This window comes from Nitrosomonas sp. Is37 (assembly GCF_033063275.1).
Classification (GTDB): domain Bacteria; phylum Pseudomonadota; class Gammaproteobacteria; order Burkholderiales; family Nitrosomonadaceae; genus Nitrosomonas.
In genome coordinates, this window is record NZ_JAWJYP010000015.1 from 62,662 (window position 1) to 80,970 (window position 18,309).

Consider the following 18,309-nt stretch of genomic DNA (forward strand, 5'->3'; position numbering starts at 1 on the left):
GGTAAAATTGAAGAAACTGGGTGTTGCCAGGATATATATAACCGCTGCTCTCATCGCTAGCATCCCCACTCACGCACAAGCAACGCTTGCACTATCAGATGTCCCTTTATATCTGACTACCGCCGTTGATCCTAATGTGATGTTTACGCTGGATGACTCAGGATCCATGCAGTTTGAAATCATGCCGGAAGATTGGATCTTTAGGGACGTGTACTATATGTTTCCTCGTGCATCAAGTATATATGGAGCAGATGACTATAAGAACCGGGCTGTCGATTTTGATCCGGATAACCCTTACACAGCAGCTTTACGTTCCGGTCAGATTAACAAAATTTATTACAACCCCACAGTAAGATACCAGCCCTGGAGCAATGCCGATGGATCCCTGATGAGCAATGCTTCACCCAGTTGCGCGCCGCACAATCCTAAGAATACGAGCGCCGGCTGCAGAAATTTAACCGTCAACAATAGTCAAGCAACCCAGTGGTTAGAGCGTGACGGAGATTTATCCAATTTAGAAACAAGAACATTCTATCCCGCTGTTTATTTCAATTACAACGGAGGAGAAATTCTGTCGGCGGACAACTATTCCAGGATTGAAATTAAATCAACCACTTCATCCTATACAGGAGGAGCAGATCGAACAGACTGTGCTGCTGCACCTGTTTGTACATATGAGGAAGAAATCCAGAATTTTGCTAACTGGTATACTTATTACCGCTCACGTATCCTGTCATCACGTGCCGGCGTAGGTAAGGCGTTTGCTGCTCCAGGAAGTAGCGTACGAGTTGGGTTTGGCGCAATTAACCAGGGAAGTACGAGTATCGATGGCGTTTCAACAGCCACCATTATCAATGGGGTAAGGCAATTTAGCGGCACAAATAGAACAGCTTTTTTTGATAATCTTTATAACCATACTATCCCGGTAGCAGGAACACCACTTCGCATAGCAATTGACAACGTAGGTCGCTATTTTATGCGTGCCGATGATCAAGGCCCTTGGGGACAAACGCCTGGTTCAGCTGGGGGTACACAATATGCATGTCGACAAAATTATCATATACTGGTGACAGATGGTTATTGGAGTGATTCTTATTCGGGGACAGGGAATTCAGATAATACAGCAGGAAATACCCTTACCAACCATCTACCTCATGCCATACCTGCAACTTATAAATATACGCCCACACTTCCTTATTCTGACAACTACAGCAACACGCTTGCCGATGTAGCGATGCAATACTGGAAGAATGATTTGCGCACCGATCTTGACAACAAAGTACCCACTAACACGGGAGATCCTGCCTTCTGGCAACATATGGTGAATTTCACTGTTGGTCTAGGTGTGCAGGGTACGCTATCCTCATTACCAACTGGATCAGAATCATGGCCAGATCCAATATCCAGTGATGCTGCAAAAATTGATGATTTATGGCATGCTGCCGTAAACAGCAGAGGCAAATTCTTTAGCGTACAAGATTCAACCACCTTTGCCAGCAATTTGAGTAACCTCTTCAGCACTATCACTTCAAGGGTAAGCTCAGCAGCGTCAGTCACCACGAATACCAGTCGAATGAGTACCGGCGCTCATATTTATCAAGCAAAATTTAATAGTAATGACTGGAGTGGACAGTTGTTCGCATACCAATTAAGTTCAGATGGATCGTTAGGAACAACGCTATGGGAAGCCTCCTCCGTGTTACCATCGCACGCCAGTCGCGCCATCTTTACGCATAATGGAACGAGCGGGTTTGCGTTTACTTCCGCAAATTTTTCACTTTTATCGAGCTCACAAAAGAATGCACTGAATACCAACATTGGAGGTGTTAACGATGGACTGGGTACGAGCCGAATTTCCTGGCTGCGAGGTGATAAAACGACTGAATTGGCGCAAGGTGGGAAATTTCGTAATCGCAACAATGGACTGCTGGGTGATATTGTCAATTCCGATCTGTTATTCGTCAAAGCGCTCGATTTTGGCTACGATGCATTGCCAAGCGGGACAGCAGGACAAACTTCCTATTCTACCTATGCTCAATCCAATGCGAGCAGAACATCGGTTATTTATACTGGAGCGAACGATGGGATGCTTCATGCCTTTAATGCCGAAACGGGTGTTGAGCTATTCAGTTATATACCTGGTGCAGTTTATCCAAAACTGAGCTGGCTGACTTCACCCGATTACACGCATCGTTATTTTGTTGATGGCAACGCCTATGCCGGCGATGCTTATATTGGCGCCACCCCCAGCTGGAGAACCGTATTGCTGGGCTCGTTAGGCAATGGTGGAAAAGGCATTTTCGCACTCGATATCACGGATCCAACCAATTTCTCTGCTTCAAATGTACTATGGGAATTTTCCAACGCTGATTTGGGGTTTGTCCCAGGTCAGGCAAAAATTGCATTATTAAACAATGGTATTTGGGCTGCCATTGTCAGCAATGGATACAATAGCAACAATGATCGCGCTTATCTTTACATCATTGATCTGCAAACGGGTGCGCTGATTAAAAAAATCGCAACAAATAGCAATACCAACAATGGTCTTGCCAGCCCAGCTTTAGTCGACACGAATGGCGATAAAATCATCGATGTCGTTTATGCGGGGGATTTGCAAGGCAATATTTGGAAATTCGATCTATCACACAGTAACTCAGGGCAATGGGATGTTGCTTACGGTTCCGGAAATACAAAATATCCTCTGTTTACAGCTAGGAATGCCAGCAATCAGGTACAATCTATCACTTCCCCCTTGGAAATCGGGCTTCATCCAAGCGGTGGGTATCTCGTTTATTTTGGTACTGGTCAGTATATTGCATCAGGAGATAATTCCAATACCAACACACAAAGCCTCTATGGAATCCGGGATAACGGTAGCCGAATATCAGCGACGGATCGAAGTACGCTCCAACAGCAAACGATTTTGACTGAAACAGTGCTGCCTCCTTTTGAACGCACAGTATCAAACAATTTAGTAAATTGGGCGACCAAACAAGGGTGGTATCTCGATCTTCTGCAACCGCCAAGCTCAACTCCCCAAGGAGAGCGTTCTGTCATTATGCCTCAACTCAGTTTTGGACGGATTATCTTTACTACACTCATTCCTTCCAGTGATGCCTGCTCTTCTGGAGGCCAGAATTGGCTAATGCTGCTAAACTCAGAAACGGGTGGTATGCTGACAGCTCCTCAATTTGATACCGACGATAATGGAATACTCAATAACCAGGATCGACTCATCGCAGCTATTGGCTCTAATGGTGTACGCAGCGAATCAGTCGCCATCAGCGCTGGTAATCTCATTCACTTGATTGCCGGCTCAACCACTGGTTTAATCGAAACCAACACAATTAAAGGAAGCTCACTTAATCCACGCCACTCCTGGAAACAGATACAATAGCAGAACTTATATAAGGGGAAAGTACTCCTAGTTATCTCTAAAGTCTAATTTTTATAATTGAAAATCTGATTAGGATACAGGAATGAGACAAATGACTGACACGATCCAGCTGAGAAAAAGATTATTGGGTTTTACCCTGATAGAGTTAATGATGACCATAGCAGTTATTGGTATTCTGGCAGCAGTTGCGCTACCTTCCTATCAAGAACATGTTCGTCGTACCAATCGTACAGAAGCTAAAGGTATCCTGCTGGAGATGACGCAGTTACTGGAACGTAATTTTACTGAGGCGAATCGGTATGACCTGAAAAGCGACGCAACCAATTTTACTTTACCCGTTACCCAGTCTCCCAAGACTGGTACAGCAAAATATACTATCCGGTTTAAAGCAGGCACACTGACACAAAACACCTACACTTTGGAGGCTGTTCCCACTGGCACAATGGCCAATGATGCGTGCGCCACCCTGACGTTAACGCATACGGGCATCAAAGGCGTCAGCGGTAATTCATCGTTAGCCGCATCAGATTGTTGGCAACGTTAATTGTTGCCCAGCATCATCCCTAAAAAAGCTCAAGAAAAGTCCTCCTTTGAGGATGTGCCTTGAATACAGAAATTAATTTTCAGTGCTGCCCAAGCATCAATTTCAGCATTTAGCAAAGTTTCAGTTAACGGATTGCACTCTAACCATGCTTGCGAAATAAACAGCTTACAGGCCTCACTACCTGCATGTATTTTCATTGGAGGTAACTTGATATTCGTACGGCTGCGGTAAAAAATTGTCGCTAAGCGCAGCGCTATGGATTGAGCTAGACTAATAAGATTAGTCAGAAATTCACTCACCTTGCTCAGAGATCCCTGATGAGCGAGCACAAGTTGGCTAAGTTGCATCTGCTCCATTTTAGAAAAACCAGGTATGTCTGCATTCCCGAGTATATAGGCAGAATGTTTATGATAGCCAGAATGGGCTACTGAAATACCAATCTCATGTAGGCGTGCCGCCCAGGACAATAAACGCAAGGCATCTTCTACTGTTTCCTCATCAGGATAATTAGCCAGGAGTTGCTTTCCCAGCGCTAAGGAGAGCGATTCTATGCGTGCTGCCTGGCCAAGATCAACACGGTAACGTTGCATAAACTGCCGCACGGATACTTCTCGCATATCTTCATTATGAAAGCGGCCGAGCATATCGTAAAGCACACCTTGACGCAGTGCACCTGTTGCAAGAAGCATACGCGGGATACTTAATTCCTTGAATGCAGCAAACATGATGGCAAAGCCGCCCACGATCACAGGTGCACGATCGGGATGTAAGCCGGCGATTTCAATCTTCCTGATGTCACCCACTTTAAGAAGGTATTCACGAAATGCTTCCAAACCTGCCAGCGTAATCCCTTCCGTTTTATTACCATCATCAAAGTTATTCAATCTAAGAATACGACCTAATGCACGCGCTGTTCCAGAAGATCCATAAACCTCTTGCCATTGATCAGCTGAAAATTCTGTTGTAATACTCTGTATCTCAGTTTGCGCCGCAAGCTCAGCACGTTTCATGGCCCCCTTGCTAATCTTTCCATCCGGGAAAAAGCGCAAACTATGACTGACACAACCCATATAAAGGCTTTCCAGTTTATTAGGCTCCAGGCGAGTGCCGATAATAAATTCGGTGGAGCCTCCACCGATATCGATGATAAGCCGATTATTTTCGGAAGCTGGCAGACTGTGTGCGACTCCCAGATAAATCAGGCGTGCTTCTTCATGTCCGGCAATGATTTCGATTGGAAATCCCAATACAGACTCAGCTTTTACAAGGAAGTCTGCAGCGTTTTTGGCAACACGAAGTGAGTTTGTACCAACCACACGCACAGCATGGATCGGGAAACCCCGTAGACGTTCACCAAAGCGTTTTAAACAATCCAGGGCACGCGTCTGGCATGCTTCGTCCAACTTTCTGTCACGCGTAAGTCCAGCAGCCAGCCGAACCATTTCTTTTATACTATCTAATGGGTAAAGCTGTTTACCCACCACACGCGCCACTTGGAGGTGGAAACTATTGGAACCAAGATCAACTGCAGCAAGTGTGGGATATTCGCGCATAACCTTATGCTAAATGTTAGGTATAGCTAAATTACATAAATGATTTAACCTCTTACTTCGCGCTCAATTTCATCAGCAGTGACATGGCGAACATCCTTGCCTTTGACCATATAAACCACATATTCAGACATGTTTTTTGCGTGATCACCAATACGCTCGATTGCTTTTGCCACAAAAAGAATTTCCAGTGAAGTAGAAATTTTACGAGGATCTTCCATCATGAACGTGATGAGCTGCCGAAGAATGGCACGAAATTCTTCATCAACCAACTCGTCCTGGCGCACGATATGTGCAGCAGCATTCAGATCCAAGCGGGCAAAAGCATCCAGCGCCTGGCGCAACATACCCAAAGCAATTTGAGCAACGTGTTTAACTTCTACAAAACGTGGAGCATGTAAGCGGTCAGCTGCATGAATGAGCCGCGCCATGCGAGCGATTTTTGCAGCCTCATCGCCGATTCGTTCCAAATCAGTGATCGTCTTGATGACTGTCATGATCATACGTAAATCACTTGCTGTTGGTTGCCTACGTGCAATGATCTGACTGCATATCTCATCGATGGATACTTCCATGGCATTGACGCGATGATCATTGGCAATTACTTGATCAATAATAGTTTCATTACCTTCTGTTAAGGCATCTATTGCTCGCTCAATCTGTTCCTCAACAAATCCCCCCATTTGTAACACACGGGTGCGCACTTCTTCAAGATCTGCATCAAATCTTTTTGAAATGTGTTCTTTACTAGCCATATCGTACCTTCTGCACAGTAAGATGAAACAATTATTTTATGTGTAGCCAATGAAGTTTTATTTCTAGTCTAGCTATCAAGCAGTTATTGTTTCAACACCGCTGTCTGTGCCTAGCAATAAAATATCAGCACCTTTTCTGGCAAACAAACCGTTAGTGACGACTCCCGTTATTTGATTAAGTCTCGTTTCCAACTCAACCGGATTCAGGATTTGTAGACCATGGATATCCAGAATGACGTTGCCATTATCTGTAATAAATCCCTGACGCAGCGCTGGATGACCACCCAATAAGGTAATTTCACGAGCCACATAACTACGCGCCATTGGAATGACTTCTACTGGAAGTGGAAATGTACCCAAGATATTTACTAACTTACTCTGGTCGGCGACGCATATGAATTTTCTGGCTACAGCTGCAACAATTTTTTCACGGGTCAAAGCACCGCCGCCACCTTTGATCATATGCAAATGCTTGGTAATTTCATCTGCACCATCTACGTAAACAGGCAAATCTGTAACCATGTTAAGATCTAATACGTCTATATCATGCTTGCGTAAACGTTGCGCAGTTGCCTCGGAGCTGGCAACTGCACCTTCAATTTTATGCTTGATTTTAGCAAGCTCATCGATAAAATAGTTTGCGGTAGAGCCAGTTCCAACCCCAATTACAGCCCCAATCGGAATATGTTGAGTGGCTGCTTGTGCAGCCGCACGCTTTTGTTCATCTTGTGTCATGGTGCTCCTGTATCGGTATCAAATAATAGTCAACCATCAGAATAGTATTAACTGAATATTTAGACAATAACAACGTTGTATCCTGAGTAACACTTAACAGTTCTGTCAATAAACTCCCATTTCTTAATAGAAGATTCCAACGCTTAACCTAGAAATTCCTTGCCTAATCCTTGCTTTATCGATTTCAGTAAAATTAGTATGTGACTTGCTCTCAAGAGTATCATAACTTTAAGGCAAAATAATGACTATGAATACTCATTTTATTTTCACATGAATGTAATCAAATTGCTTCCGGATGTACTCATCAATCAGATCGCTGCAGGAGAAGTGATCGAGCGACCCGCTTCGGTATTGAAAGAAATCCTGGAAAACAGTATAGACGCTGGTGCAACAGAAATTACCGTCCAAATTATGCAAGGCGGCCTTCACCTGATCCGCGTAGTTGACAATGGAAAAGGAATTTCCGGAAGTGACTTGCCTCTTGCGTTAGCACGCCACGCAACGAGCAAAATCAGCGCACAGGAAGATTTACACAAAATAGCCAGCCTGGGATTTCGTGGCGAAGCACTCGCCAGTATCGGAGCAGTCTCTCGATTATTATTAGCGAGTTATCAATCAGGCGACAAACATGCCTGGCGTATTCAAGCGGAAGGAGGACAAGTTACCCGTCCAGAACCAACAGCACACAGCGTTGGCACTACTCTGGAAGTGCGTGATCTTTTTTTTAATCTGCCGGCACGTCGCAAGTTTCTGAAAACTGAAGCCACTGAATTCGCACATTGTGAGGAAGTATTCCGGCGTATCGCTCTTTCCCATGCCGATATCGCATTCAATTTACAACACAATAATAAGACACGAAGTCACTTATATGCAGCAGATACCATTCAGCGTATTACAGCTGTTCTAGGAAAAGAATTCAGCCAGACTGCCGTGCTGGTTTCCGAGCAGGCAAATGATATCAGCTTGCAAGGCATGGTCGCATTGCCAAATTATTCGCGTTCAGCTCGCGACTTGCAATATTTTTTTGTCAATGGCCGTTACGTCAGGGATAAGCTGATTTCTCATGCTTTACGTGAAGCCTATCGCGATGTGCTACATCTGGATCGACATCCCGCCTACGTGCTGTATCTTCAAATCAACCCTCAAAACGTAGACGTTAACGTGCATCCAGCCAAAGCAGAAGTGCGTTTCCGTGATGCGCAAGCTGTGCATCAATTTGTTTTCCACAGTATTAACAAAGTATTGGCTTCACCTCATCGCCAAGCGGATTCTCAAATACCCCCTGCCATCGTTACTCAAGTAACCCAAAATTCTAAACGTCCTCCGGTAAGCTATTCACGGCAAGTAAATTTACCACTCACAACCGTTGCCCAACCCTCATCTTTTTATCCGACGTTATACGGTGATAAATCGGATTTGCTCAAAATGGATCCTAGCAATTCACCCATTCAGCCCACGCAGCCAATTCCACCGCTAGGTTTTGCATTAGGACAACTGCTCGGGGTTTATATCCTGGCACAAAATGAGCAAGGTTTGATCATTGTAGATATGCATGCTGCTCATGAACGCGTGGTTTATGAAAAACTCAAATTAGCGCTTGATCAACATTCATTATCCATGCAACCGCTGTTAATTCCAGTTACTTTTCAGGCTGATCGATTAGATGTCGCCACAGTCGAGGAAAATCACGCTGTTTTAAATGAGCTAGGTTTTGAAATAGCTACGCTTTCTCCCACCTCGTTAATCATACGAGCAGTGCCAGTAGTGCTGAAAGATGCCGATATAATCAAGCTCGCACGCGATGTGTTAGCTGAAATTCGTGAATTTGGAGGCAGTCAGATATTAACCAGTAGACGTAACGAGCTTTTAGCGACTATGGCTTGCCATGGTTCTGTCCGTGCCAATCGTCAATTAACGATCACCGAAATGAATGCATTGTTGCGCGAAATGGAAGCAACTGAACGCTCCGATCAATGCAATCATGGCAGACCAACCTGGTTCGCTATTAGTTTGGTTGAGCTTGATAAGATGTTCATGCGAGGAAATTAGCTCTCAATAGGCAAAAAACAACTGTGTTCTATAGCCTCGCTCTCGCACAAAACCTGAAACTATAGAACACTCGTAAATTTTTAATAATTCGATTTCTCTTCTGTAGATCTGGCTTTACCTTCACCTTCCTGAACATCTGCAGGTATTTGATGGAAGGGCTGAATAGTTTTTCCATAAGCCGAAGGATCAGGAGTCTCTGGTGCTGATGGCTTGCCACAGCCAACCAATACCCATACCGTTATCATTGCAGCTATGTATTGAGCTCTCATATAAAATTTCCTTAACGTTAGCAGATAATTAAAATTGTTTTTTAAACTTCGATTAGATAGTACTCGTTATAACTATGGGAAATATTGATCTTGATCAAACTTTTAATAACATTCAGTATCGTTTCTAGTAGAGAAAGTGAACAAAGACACCACACCAGAACGCGAGATGATAGCGAAGGAAATTTGCGAGCAAATTTATGTAGTATCCCGATAAGCCCACTGCTTCGCCTTGGCAATGGCAATACGGATTGCACGGCCCTCCTCCATTCTTTCAGCCACTAAAGCATTGGCAATGGCAATGGCCTTCAGTCGAACTAACAGCGGTAAATTTTGCATAGCTGGCGGGTAATGCTCAGCAGTCCAAGGCATGAATTACGACGCTCATTCAACCTAAAAATGGTTTCTGGCCCGGATATTTCGCCAAGACGGGGGATGATGGCGAGACGATTTGCGAGCAGATTTACGCATCCCGCGCCAAGTCAATATTCGTGACTACTGGCGTGAAGTGGGAGTAAAAAAATGCCACAAATTACCTGCCAGCGCCCGCGAAGACCAATGGTAAAAATTGGATTGTGTAAATCTATCCAGAAGCGCTTGTTCATCAGTTTTTGCATCATGGTACAGGTCAGCCTGGTGAAATATCCAGGCCAAGTTCAAACAAGTTTGAATTCTGGCACAGTCGAATAGTTTGGCTGAGCTAATGCTGCCTGAATCGCGTCATCAACTGTTTCCAAATAAATAAACTGCATGGCTGATTTTGCTGTTTCTGGCACATCACGCAAATCTTTCTGGTTACGTGCTGGTAAGAGTACTGCTTGCAAACCCGCTCTTTGCGCGGCAAGTATCTTCTCCTTGATGCCCCCAACTGGCAGCACTAATCCACGTAAGCTGATTTCACCTGTCATCGCAACTTCATGGTGCACCGGTCGATTGGTAAACAATGAGGTAAGCGCAACAAACATTGCTACTCCCGCACTGGGCCCATCCTTTGGAATAGCTCCTGCCGGAACGTGTAAGTGCACATCGATCCCTTCAAACATTGATACAGGAATATTCAGTTCATTAGCGTGCGCTTTTACCAGCGTCAGTGCTGCCTGGGCACTTTCCTTCATGACATCACCAAGCTGCCCCGTCAAAATCAAGCGCCCGCTACCACTTACTCGCGTAGCTTCAATAAACAGGATATCGCCACCTACTGGTGTCCATGCCAGCCCAGTAGCCACGCCTGGTAAACTGGTACGTGCAGCAGTTTCATGTTCGTATCTAGCAGGGCCGAGTATGGCATCAAGATCAGATGCATCGACACGCACTTGAAGTTGCGCATTTTCTGCAATGCGCAAAGCAGTATGACGCATGATCCGGCCAATCTCACGTTCAAGCTGGCGTACCCCTGCTTCACGGGTATAGTTAGCAATGAGGCTATCCAACGTTGCAACTGTTAGCTCACATTGATCTGCGCGCAAACCATTGGCTTCCCGCTGGCGATGTACCAGATAACGTAACGCGATTTGAAGCTTTTCCTCACGCGTGTAACCGGGCAAATCAATAATCTCCATACGGTCACGTACCGGCGGAGAAACCTGATCAATAACATTGGCGGTAGCAATAAAAATTACATGACTTAAATCAAACGGAACACCAAGATAATTATCCCGGAAAGTCGAGTTTTGCTCTGGATCCAGGATCTCAAGCAGCGCTGCCGCTGGATCTCCATGCGCGCTCACTGTCATCTTATCGATTTCATCGAGCATCATTACACAGTTACGCGCACCTGCCTTACGTATACCCTGTATGATATTACCTGGCATTGCGCCCACATAAGTACGCCGGTGGCCACGCATTTCCGCTTCATCGTGTATACCTCCTAGCGACACTCGAACGAATGGTCGTTGCAGAGCCCGAGCAATACTTTGACCGAGCGATGTTTTTCCCACCCCTGGTGGACCCACAAAGCAAAGGATGGGTGCTCGACCGTGTGGCTTTAATTTCTGAACTGCTAGAAACTCGATGATACGTTGCTTGACGCGTTCCAATCCAAAGTGATCAGCCTCTAGAATTTCACGAGCAACATTGAGATCAATCGGCGTTTCTTCCGGTAATCGCCAAGATAACTCGGTCATCCATTCCAAATAAGTATGAAGCATTGAGTATTCGCTTGAGGCAGTTGGCATACGCTGCAATCGTTGGAGCTCTTTGCGAGTCTGTGCCTCGATCTCAGCGGGCATGCCCGCTTTTGTGATTGCTTCATTGAGTTGGGCAATTTCCTGGTCATGGTCCCCGTTCTCACCCAATTCTTTTTGAATCGCCTTCAATTGCTCTCGCAATAAATACTTGCGCTCGCGATCTTCCATCTGCTCCTTGGTACGTTCACTGATTTCTTTCGATAGCCTTAACACCTCAATCCGGTGTGACAAGAGCTTCAGAACTTTTTGTAACCGCTCCTCGATATCAATCGTTTCGAGTAGCGCTTGCTTTTCACTGACCTCCGTATCAAGCAAACTGGCTGTAATGTCGGCAAGTTGCGCAGGCGCACGGGTCGTCTGCAGAGCATGCCCAAGCTCTGCAGGGATTCCTGGTATTAGCGACAAAATTTCGGTTGCGCGCTCGCGCAGTTGCACAGCGAGTGCTTCGGCTTGAGTGGATAGTTGAGAAGTTTCTTCGATACGGCTTATCCGAGCAGCTAGAAAAGGATAGCCCTCAATCAATTCCTCAATCTGGAAACGTTCCACCCCCTGACACACGACATGCTGCGTGCCATCAGTCGCAGAAATATGGCGTACAATCCTAGCAATGGTGCCAATCAGACATAGATCATTTAGTCCAGGATTATCAACTGAAGCATCTCGTTGTAATACGATACCGATAGAAGAATTCGATTGTAGTGCGTGCTCGATTGTAGCGATTGACTTGGCGCGCCCGACAGAAATCGGCATGATAACATGTGGAAATAACACAACGTTGCGCATGGGGATCAGCGCAATGACGTCATCGGGTAATTCGAAGTTGGTTACGGCTGATTGTTCCATGATCGGTTTCTCCATGAATGAGATGAATGAGCCATTCTATTCTGGATTAAAGAATTTCCAGCTCCACCATTTTTTCCGTATCCGGATAAAATGTACTGAACGCCCTTCATGTTTTCAATTACACCTAAAACATGTTGACAACCATTAAGCCAATCAAATTCACATAATGACTAAAAATTATCGTTTAAAGATCCAATTCTTTTATCTCGATAGCTTCAAACTCCAAACCTGCAATTTCTTGCAGCGATTTCCCGGCTATGCCCTGCAAATCTCCATACATGCCCACTGTCGCGCCCATTACCCGCTCAATCTGTTCTTCACGTTCCGCCCATTGCTTCATGATAACTTTGCGCTCTTTATCTAAATCTTCCTGCATCGTAGTAAAGGCTTCGACGATCGCTTCTATGCGCTGACGAAAACGTGGTCCAGCTAAGTATTGAAACCATTTCGGTCTTAGTTTGCTGCCCTTCTGAGACCTGTCGCGCAAGGCCGACTTGAAGTAAAGCATGACGCAGAATAGTCGCTACTGGGAGTGCCACCCGTGGATGCGCCACCCAAACTCCCTCCACAACATCAAAGGTTTCAATTCCCTTCGGTAACGCTTGGCTGACCAGGATCGACACTTCCGCTTTTGCATTACGCTGATCCTCACGCAATTTTACCAACCAGGTATCGCTCCAATTTTTAGTGCGTTTGGACTCCCATAAAATAACACCGCTTTGCTGACCACTCTGACTAAACACATAATGCAACACATCTCCCCCGAAATCACCTTTCGGAACCGGTTCAATAGCATCCAGAGGAGATTTGGCACGCAGCAACGTCTCAAGCTCCAACTCCTGCACTTCTACCTGTAGCTGCTGTGAACCCTGCTCGGCTTTCTGTTTAAGCTCTTCTATTTTCTGCTGCATCGAGGTTATGGTTTGATCTTTCTCCATAACCTTTAATTTGAGGCTTTCCTCTACTTCACGACGAGCCTGAAATCGTACTGTCGCCAGATTTTCTTGAACTCGTTTCTCAACTGTCAATTCTAGCTCGCGTTTGGCGTTATCCAACTCACGTTGCTTTTTGATGAGCTCTGCTTGTGCATGTTGTGCTTCAGCAAGCTTCTGGTCACGCGTCCTGAGCAATTCCTGAAGGTCAGCCAATTCACGAACCTTGCTTTCTAACTCAGAAGCAATCGCCAGTTTGGCTTTTCTGGATTCCTCCTCAATCAGTCGTGCACGGTCAATCTTGAGCTGAGCTGCAACCTGTTCAGTAATTTGCTGCTCAAGATTTCGCCTGGCCTCGATCAGATACTTTTCCTGCTCGCGGATATCCTGTTCACGTTTGGCGATTTCATGATCTTTTTGCGCAAGCCGCTGCTGATATTGCTGGTGAGTGGCAGCCAGCAAAGGAGCAGCGAGCGATTCAGTAAGCCGAATTTCAGTGTGGCAATTAGAACAAGTAATGGTTGGCTCGTTCATACACTATCGATAAATTAGGTATTACACACACATCTTAATTTGTACACCACAGAAATATGAACTCCCCCTTTTATAGATGGCTGCAAGGCGCAATAACACTGATAATCAGAACTCATAACCATCTGCGCACGCTTTTCGTGTAAGCAACATATTCAGTCCCAAACTTAGCAATCAACGCTTGTTCCTCCAGGATGATTTGAAAACGATTCATATACCAAACAAAGAGAGGTAATCCTGCCAAGGAAACTATATTTGACAATAATAACGCCCATGATAAAAGTATCAGCAAAAAACCGATATACATAGGATTACGGCTTATTTTATAGACGCCCCCAGTCACGATGGACGATGTTTTGCTCGGCTGCATCGGATTGACTGTTGTCCCTGCCACTCTGAACGCTATAGCACCTGCCAGAATAAACACAATGCCAGTAAAGCCGACAACTGTCGCCATAATGACTCGCCCAGGAATAGTTAGCGCTAACTGAGGGACAAGAATTGCAATAAACCACATAATAATGCCAATAATTGACATTATTATAATAGGAGGAATTTTGAGTTCAAATGCTTTCATAGGCTTTGATCTGACATCGAATCAAAATAGAAAGAAATCGAATCAATAAATAAACGAAGCGAAGATCGTTCTATTTCTAAGTGTTATTCCTTCATGCGCTCCTTAATAGCCACCCCTAAATTATAAAGCTCAATTTCAAGCACTTCGATACTATCCTCGTAAAGAGCCATTTCTTCAATGACTTGTTGCACTCGGCCATAATCATTCAGTTGATTTACATTTTTGTCAGAAGAATTTTGACGAGCAATCTCAGGCATAGGTGTTTGCGCTATTTCTTGATCGATCTTTTTCTCGACTACCTCATTGTGCTCGGGTGGAGTTGCGCCTTTTTTTATGGCTAAACTTGCTGGAACGTAGCGACCTGCTGGCAATACTGTTATCTCGGACAAATCAATCTCACTAGCACCCTTCATTTCAGTATCAGAATAAAAGGTATGACCGTCTTGATTTACATGCTTGTATACTCCTGACTGAGCCATACACAGAAAACTATATGTAAAAAGCAACACGAATAAAATGTTGACAGTCTTCATGAGGCAATCATTCAGAATGACAATGATTAGCGATTTCCCAACTCAGCACGTAGCGCCATGATATTTCTTTCATGCAAGGTAATTTGATTACGAAGCTTCTTTATATTTTCATTTTCTGAAATATGGGTATCAAGCAACAATTGGGTATTATTAGGCGCAACTTGTCTCAAAGTTTTTATAGCTTCATTTAAAGCCTGCTGTATCTCCACCAAGTATTTTGTTTCTGTAGCCAATTCATTCTCAAGAATTTGACGACGGTTAATATCTCGCTTCTTCTGCTGACCATCCGTTACTTTTGGAAAATCTCCTCTGGTCAAAGGCGCCATTGTCGTAACTTTTGCGACCACTTTGGTCTCTGAAGAGTTAAACTGGAGCTTCTGTCCGCCCTTAACTGGTGCATTGGTATAGGTTACATGACCATTTTCATCTACAAGCTTATAAATACCTGCCGCCGCATGAGTCGTAATAGTTAACAAAGCTGCCAAGACTGAAGCAATGGCAAAATTTTTTTGCCCCATAGCAATCTCCCGACTGAAAAATTAAAACTGATTAAATTTTCAATCAAATGAAGCTAAGGCAATAAAATAATAAACACCTCAAATTTGCTTTTTATTTACAAACTGTAATACATTGAAAACTCAACGGGGTGAGTATTAATCCGATAGAGCATTGCTTCTTCCATCTTCAAGGCAATATAAGCATCGATCATGTCATTGGAGAATACACCACCTCGGGTAAGAAATTCACGATCCTTATCTAGATTCTGCAGTGCTTCCTCCAAGGAGTTACAAGTACTCGGAACTTTAGATGCTTCTTCGGGAGGAAGATCATAAAGATTTTTATCCATGGGGTCGCCAGGATGAATTTTGTTCTGAATACCATCAAGCCCGGCCATCAACAATGCAGTAAATGCTAGATAGGGATTGGCAATTGGGTCAGGAAAACGTATTTCAATACGTCGTTGCTTAGGATTGCTGGCATGGGGAATACGCACTGCAGCGGAACGGTTACTAGCAGAATAAGCAATATTGACAGGTGCTTCAAAACCAGCAACGAGTCTTTTGTACGAATTGGTGCCAGGATTGGTAATCGCATTCAATGCCTTTGCATGCTTGATAATGCCACCAATATAATACAACGCTGTTTCAGACATTCCAGCATAACCATTTCCCGAGAACAAGTTCTTTCCATCTTTCCAAATCGATTGATGAACATGCATACCAGAACCATTATCCCCCACGATAGGTTTTGGCATAAATGTAGCCGTCTTACCATAGGAATGGGCTACATTGTGCACGACGTATTTGAGTATCTGATTCCAGTCTGCACGCTTTACTAAGCTATTAAATCGGGTACCAATTTCACATTGGCCCGCATTGGCGACTTCATGATGATGAACCTCGACACTGATGCCCATCTCTTCCAGAACAAGGCACATCGCCGAACGAATATCATGGAGCGAATCAACTGGTGGCACAGGGAAGTATCCACCCTTGATGGTAGGTCGATGTCCAATATTGCCATTTTCGTATTTCTTTTTCGAACTCCAGGCAGCTTCCTCTGATTCGATTTTTAGAAAACACCCTGCCATACTGGTTTGCCAGCGTACAGAATCAAAAACAAAAAATTCAAGCTCGGGACCGAAATAAGCAATATCCCCGACACCGGTAGATTTAAGGTAGACTTCACCACGTTTTGCTAGTGAACGGGGATCACGGATATAGCCTTGTCCGTCAGAAGGATCAACCACATCACAGGTAAGGAACAATGTCGCTTCATCCATAAACGGATCCATCGTAGCTGTGTCGGGATCGGGCATAAGTAACATATCCGAAGCATGAATTCCCTTCCAACCCGCAATAGAAGAACCATCAAACGCGTGCCCATCTTCAAATTTGTCTGCAGTAAAGGCATGGGCAGGAACTGTTACATGATGTTCCTTGCCGTTAGTATCAGTAAAACGCAGATCAACAAATTTAACTTCATGGTCTTGAATTTTTTTTAAAACATCAGCTACCGCCATTTTTATCTCCAGACAGGCATTATGGTTTTGTAAAAGCTATTTAAGAAAATTATATACAGTGTATGTAGCGTGAAATATGAAATAAACAATGTGCCTTCCTTTGATAGGCAACAAAGAACAGATTTCTATAGTCATTAAGCATACTGCTTAAAATCATCCTCAGAGATATTATTCCTAGAGTATTTGTATCACGCAGGGTAATTAGCTATGGAAGATCCAGTACAGACTTTTAATCAGCAAGCAACAGGTATTCGTCCTGTAATTCAAATTATCCGCTAATTATATAATAATTCGGTAATTTTGCCTTCTTCGCCAGTTGCTATTCAAGTATGGCTGTCATATCTTTATTTATGCTCACCAGAGCATCCATTTATACGATACTATCATCATGGAATTAAGGCCAGAACTTAACATTTATTTGGCAGAAACTACGATTCTGAATATTCAGTTTAGTCAACAGTATGATCTTATTGTACCGGCACTTTTCAGATAATCACCAATGAATTGATTGATGTAGCAAAACGATGATGCCGCAAAACGATATCGAAAAATTCCGTATTGATAAATGGCTTTATGCCGCGCGCTTTTTTAAGACACGCTCTCTAGCGGCAGAAGCAGTAGAACGCGGTAAAATACACATTAATGGTGCACGGGTGAAACCAGCCAAGACTGTGGCACTTGGTGACATGCTCACCATTCGGATTGCGCATTATCAATACGAAATCAAAGTGATAGCATTATCCAATAAGCGAGGTTCGGCATCAGAGGCGCAGCAACTCTATCAGGAGACTGATGCAAGCCGTAAAGCACGCGAAGTGCTTGTGGAGCAAATTAAAATGCAGCCACAGCAATTTTATACCAAAGGTAGGCCCACCAAACGCGACCGGCGTGAAATAGATCATTTCAAAAATCGGCAATAGCGCTTACGCATGAATCGTTGGCTATTCAATTTTGGTTAAGTTAGCGGGATTTTTCAAAATGATGTCTCGTACGCTTACAACCCTCAAGGAAGTTTTCGGCTATAGTAGCTTCCGTGGTCAACAAGCTGAAATCATCACTCATGTTACCAGTGGTCATGATTGTGTGGTATTGATGCCAACAGGCGGAGGAAAATCGTTGTGTTACCAGATTCCTGCACTTATGCGCAATGGGGTCGCAATCATTATTTCACCGTTAATCGCACTGATGCAGAATCAGGTAGTCACTTTGTGCAAAAGAGGAGCACGAGCAGCGTATTTGAATTCTTCGCTCTCCCAATTGGAAACCTCTAAGAAGCTGTTTGGAAACTCCTGCTCTAGGTTAATCGCCTCAACATAATACGGGTCATAGCGATGTAAATCCAAGTTTCATCTGTACGCGTTAGGCACTCGTAGCTTTTGCTAAGTCGG

16 protein-coding genes and 1 pseudogene are annotated in these 18,309 nt (G+C 44.2%); 5 read left to right on the plus strand and 12 right to left on the minus strand.

Going from position 1 to position 18,309, the window contains the following annotated elements; translation table 11 throughout:
• Nucleotides 1-7: 7 nt before the first annotated feature.
• Both R2Q26_RS08700 and R2Q26_RS08705 read left to right on the plus strand, forming a co-directional pair.
• A complete protein-coding gene (locus R2Q26_RS08700; protein ID WP_317535906.1) occupies nucleotides 8-3,397 on the plus strand; it encodes a pilus assembly protein in 3,390 nt (1,129 codons plus the stop codon).
• Between the two features lie 91 nt (nucleotides 3,398-3,488).
• A complete protein-coding gene (locus R2Q26_RS08705) occupies nucleotides 3,489-3,941 on the plus strand; it encodes a type IV pilin protein (RefSeq protein WP_317535907.1) in 453 nt (150 codons plus the stop codon).
• Nucleotides 3,942-3,970: 29 nt separating this feature from the next.
• Here the strand turns inward: R2Q26_RS08705 and ppx are convergent, their stop codons facing one another.
• The 3 genes from ppx to rpiA all read right to left on the minus strand — a co-directional run bounded on the left by ppx (nucleotide 3,971) and on the right by rpiA (nucleotide 6,981).
• Nucleotides 3,971-5,494 (minus strand): exopolyphosphatase, encoded by a 1,524-nt coding sequence (ppx, locus tag R2Q26_RS08710; RefSeq protein ID WP_317535908.1) that lies wholly within the window; start codon nucleotides 5,492-5,494, stop codon nucleotides 3,971-3,973.
• A 44-nt stretch (nucleotides 5,495-5,538) separates the two neighbouring features.
• A complete protein-coding gene (gene phoU / locus R2Q26_RS08715; protein WP_090569178.1) occupies nucleotides 5,539-6,246 on the minus strand; it encodes a phosphate signaling complex protein PhoU in 708 nt (235 codons plus the stop codon).
• Between the two features lie 75 nt (nucleotides 6,247-6,321).
• Nucleotides 6,322-6,981, minus strand: coding sequence for a ribose-5-phosphate isomerase RpiA (gene rpiA / locus R2Q26_RS08720; protein ID WP_317535909.1), 660 nt, complete (start codon nucleotides 6,979-6,981; stop codon nucleotides 6,322-6,324).
• Between the two features lie 270 nt (nucleotides 6,982-7,251).
• On the opposite strand from rpiA, the gene mutL reads away from it, so the two are divergent.
• Nucleotides 7,252-9,030: a DNA mismatch repair endonuclease MutL gene (mutL, locus tag R2Q26_RS08725; RefSeq protein ID WP_317535910.1), complete on the plus strand. Its 1,779-nt coding sequence runs from the start codon at nucleotides 7,252-7,254 to the stop codon at nucleotides 9,028-9,030.
• A gap of 80 nt (nucleotides 9,031-9,110) precedes the next feature.
• On the opposite strand, the gene R2Q26_RS08730 is transcribed toward mutL, so the two are convergent.
• The 9 genes from R2Q26_RS08730 to glnA all read right to left on the minus strand — a co-directional run bounded on the left by R2Q26_RS08730 (nucleotide 9,111) and on the right by glnA (nucleotide 16,921).
• A complete protein-coding gene (locus tag R2Q26_RS08730; protein ID WP_090569186.1) occupies nucleotides 9,111-9,299 on the minus strand; it encodes a hypothetical protein in 189 nt (62 codons plus the stop codon).
• Between the two features lie 195 nt (nucleotides 9,300-9,494).
• On the minus strand, nucleotides 9,495-9,668 hold the full coding sequence (locus tag R2Q26_RS08735; protein WP_317535911.1) for a hypothetical protein: 174 nt from the start codon (nucleotides 9,666-9,668) through the stop codon (nucleotides 9,495-9,497).
• 284 nt (nucleotides 9,669-9,952) lie between these two features.
• Nucleotides 9,953-12,325, minus strand: a complete 2,373-nt coding sequence (gene lon / locus R2Q26_RS08740; RefSeq protein ID WP_317535912.1) for an endopeptidase La — start codon at nucleotides 12,323-12,325, stop codon at nucleotides 9,953-9,955.
• 184 nt (nucleotides 12,326-12,509) lie between these two features.
• Nucleotides 12,510-12,701 (minus strand): DUF2130 domain-containing protein, encoded by a 192-nt coding sequence (locus R2Q26_RS08745; RefSeq protein WP_317535913.1) that lies wholly within the window; start codon nucleotides 12,699-12,701, stop codon nucleotides 12,510-12,512.
• A complete protein-coding gene (locus R2Q26_RS08750) occupies nucleotides 12,682-13,791 on the minus strand; it encodes a DUF2130 domain-containing protein (protein WP_317535914.1) in 1,110 nt (369 codons plus the stop codon). The genes R2Q26_RS08745 and R2Q26_RS08750 overlap by 20 nt, the downstream gene beginning before the upstream one ends.
• Nucleotides 13,792-13,903: 112 nt before the next feature.
• A complete protein-coding gene (locus R2Q26_RS08755; protein WP_317535915.1) occupies nucleotides 13,904-14,365 on the minus strand; it encodes an isoprenylcysteine carboxylmethyltransferase family protein in 462 nt (153 codons plus the stop codon).
• Nucleotides 14,366-14,448: 83 nt separating this feature from the next.
• Nucleotides 14,449-14,898, minus strand: coding sequence for a hypothetical protein (locus tag R2Q26_RS08760; protein ID WP_317535916.1), 450 nt, complete (start codon nucleotides 14,896-14,898; stop codon nucleotides 14,449-14,451).
• Nucleotides 14,899-14,924: 26 nt separating this feature from the next.
• Nucleotides 14,925-15,416, minus strand: coding sequence for a DUF4124 domain-containing protein (locus tag R2Q26_RS08765; RefSeq protein WP_317535917.1), 492 nt, complete (start codon nucleotides 15,414-15,416; stop codon nucleotides 14,925-14,927).
• A gap of 95 nt (nucleotides 15,417-15,511) precedes the next feature.
• Entirely contained in the window at nucleotides 15,512-16,921 is a 1,410-nt protein-coding gene (gene glnA, locus R2Q26_RS08770; RefSeq protein ID WP_090569200.1) for a type I glutamate--ammonia ligase, read from the minus strand.
• A 524-nt stretch (nucleotides 16,922-17,445) separates the two neighbouring features.
• Here glnA and R2Q26_RS08775 point away from each other — a divergent pair.
• Together R2Q26_RS08775 and R2Q26_RS08780 are read left to right on the plus strand one after the other, a co-directional pair.
• A complete protein-coding gene (locus R2Q26_RS08775) occupies nucleotides 17,446-17,841 on the plus strand; it encodes an RNA-binding S4 domain-containing protein (protein ID WP_317535918.1) in 396 nt (131 codons plus the stop codon).
• Nucleotides 17,842-17,902: 61 nt separating this feature from the next.
• A pseudogene (locus R2Q26_RS08780) lies at nucleotides 17,903-18,175 on the plus strand (DEAD/DEAH box helicase); the annotation flags it as partial.
• Nucleotides 18,176-18,309: the final 134 nt, after the last annotated feature.

Excerpts from the sequence above, each read along its gene's own strand:
- R2Q26_RS08705 (WP_317535907.1), top strand. The coding sequence starts at position 3,489 with ATGACTGACACGATCCAGCTGAGAAAAAGATTATTGGGTTTTACCCTG.
- ppx (WP_317535908.1), bottom strand. The coding sequence starts at position 5,494 with ATGCGCGAATATCCCACACTTGCTGCAGTTGATCTTGGTTCCAATAGT.
- phoU (WP_090569178.1), bottom strand. The coding sequence starts at position 6,246 with ATGGCTAGTAAAGAACACATTTCAAAAAGATTTGATGCAGATCTTGAA.
- rpiA (WP_317535909.1), bottom strand. The coding sequence starts at position 6,981 with ATGACACAAGATGAACAAAAGCGTGCGGCTGCACAAGCAGCCACTCAA.
- mutL (WP_317535910.1), top strand. The coding sequence starts at position 7,252 with ATGAATGTAATCAAATTGCTTCCGGATGTACTCATCAATCAGATCGCT.
- R2Q26_RS08730 (WP_090569186.1), bottom strand. The coding sequence starts at position 9,299 with ATGAGAGCTCAATACATAGCTGCAATGATAACGGTATGGGTATTGGTT.
- R2Q26_RS08735 (WP_317535911.1), bottom strand. The coding sequence starts at position 9,668 with ATGCCTTGGACTGCTGAGCATTACCCGCCAGCTATGCAAAATTTACCG.
- lon (WP_317535912.1), bottom strand. The coding sequence starts at position 12,325 with ATGGAACAATCAGCCGTAACCAACTTCGAATTACCCGATGACGTCATT.
- R2Q26_RS08745 (WP_317535913.1), bottom strand. The coding sequence starts at position 12,701 with ATGCAGGAAGATTTAGATAAAGAGCGCAAAGTTATCATGAAGCAATGG.
- R2Q26_RS08750 (WP_317535914.1), bottom strand. The coding sequence starts at position 13,791 with ATGAACGAGCCAACCATTACTTGTTCTAATTGCCACACTGAAATTCGG.
- R2Q26_RS08755 (WP_317535915.1), bottom strand. The coding sequence starts at position 14,365 with ATGAAAGCATTTGAACTCAAAATTCCTCCTATTATAATAATGTCAATT.
- R2Q26_RS08760 (WP_317535916.1), bottom strand. The coding sequence starts at position 14,898 with ATGAAGACTGTCAACATTTTATTCGTGTTGCTTTTTACATATAGTTTT.
- R2Q26_RS08765 (WP_317535917.1), bottom strand. The coding sequence starts at position 15,416 with ATGGGGCAAAAAAATTTTGCCATTGCTTCAGTCTTGGCAGCTTTGTTA.
- glnA (WP_090569200.1), bottom strand. The coding sequence starts at position 16,921 with ATGGCGGTAGCTGATGTTTTAAAAAAAATTCAAGACCATGAAGTTAAA.
- R2Q26_RS08775 (WP_317535918.1), top strand. The coding sequence starts at position 17,446 with ATGATGCCGCAAAACGATATCGAAAAATTCCGTATTGATAAATGGCTT.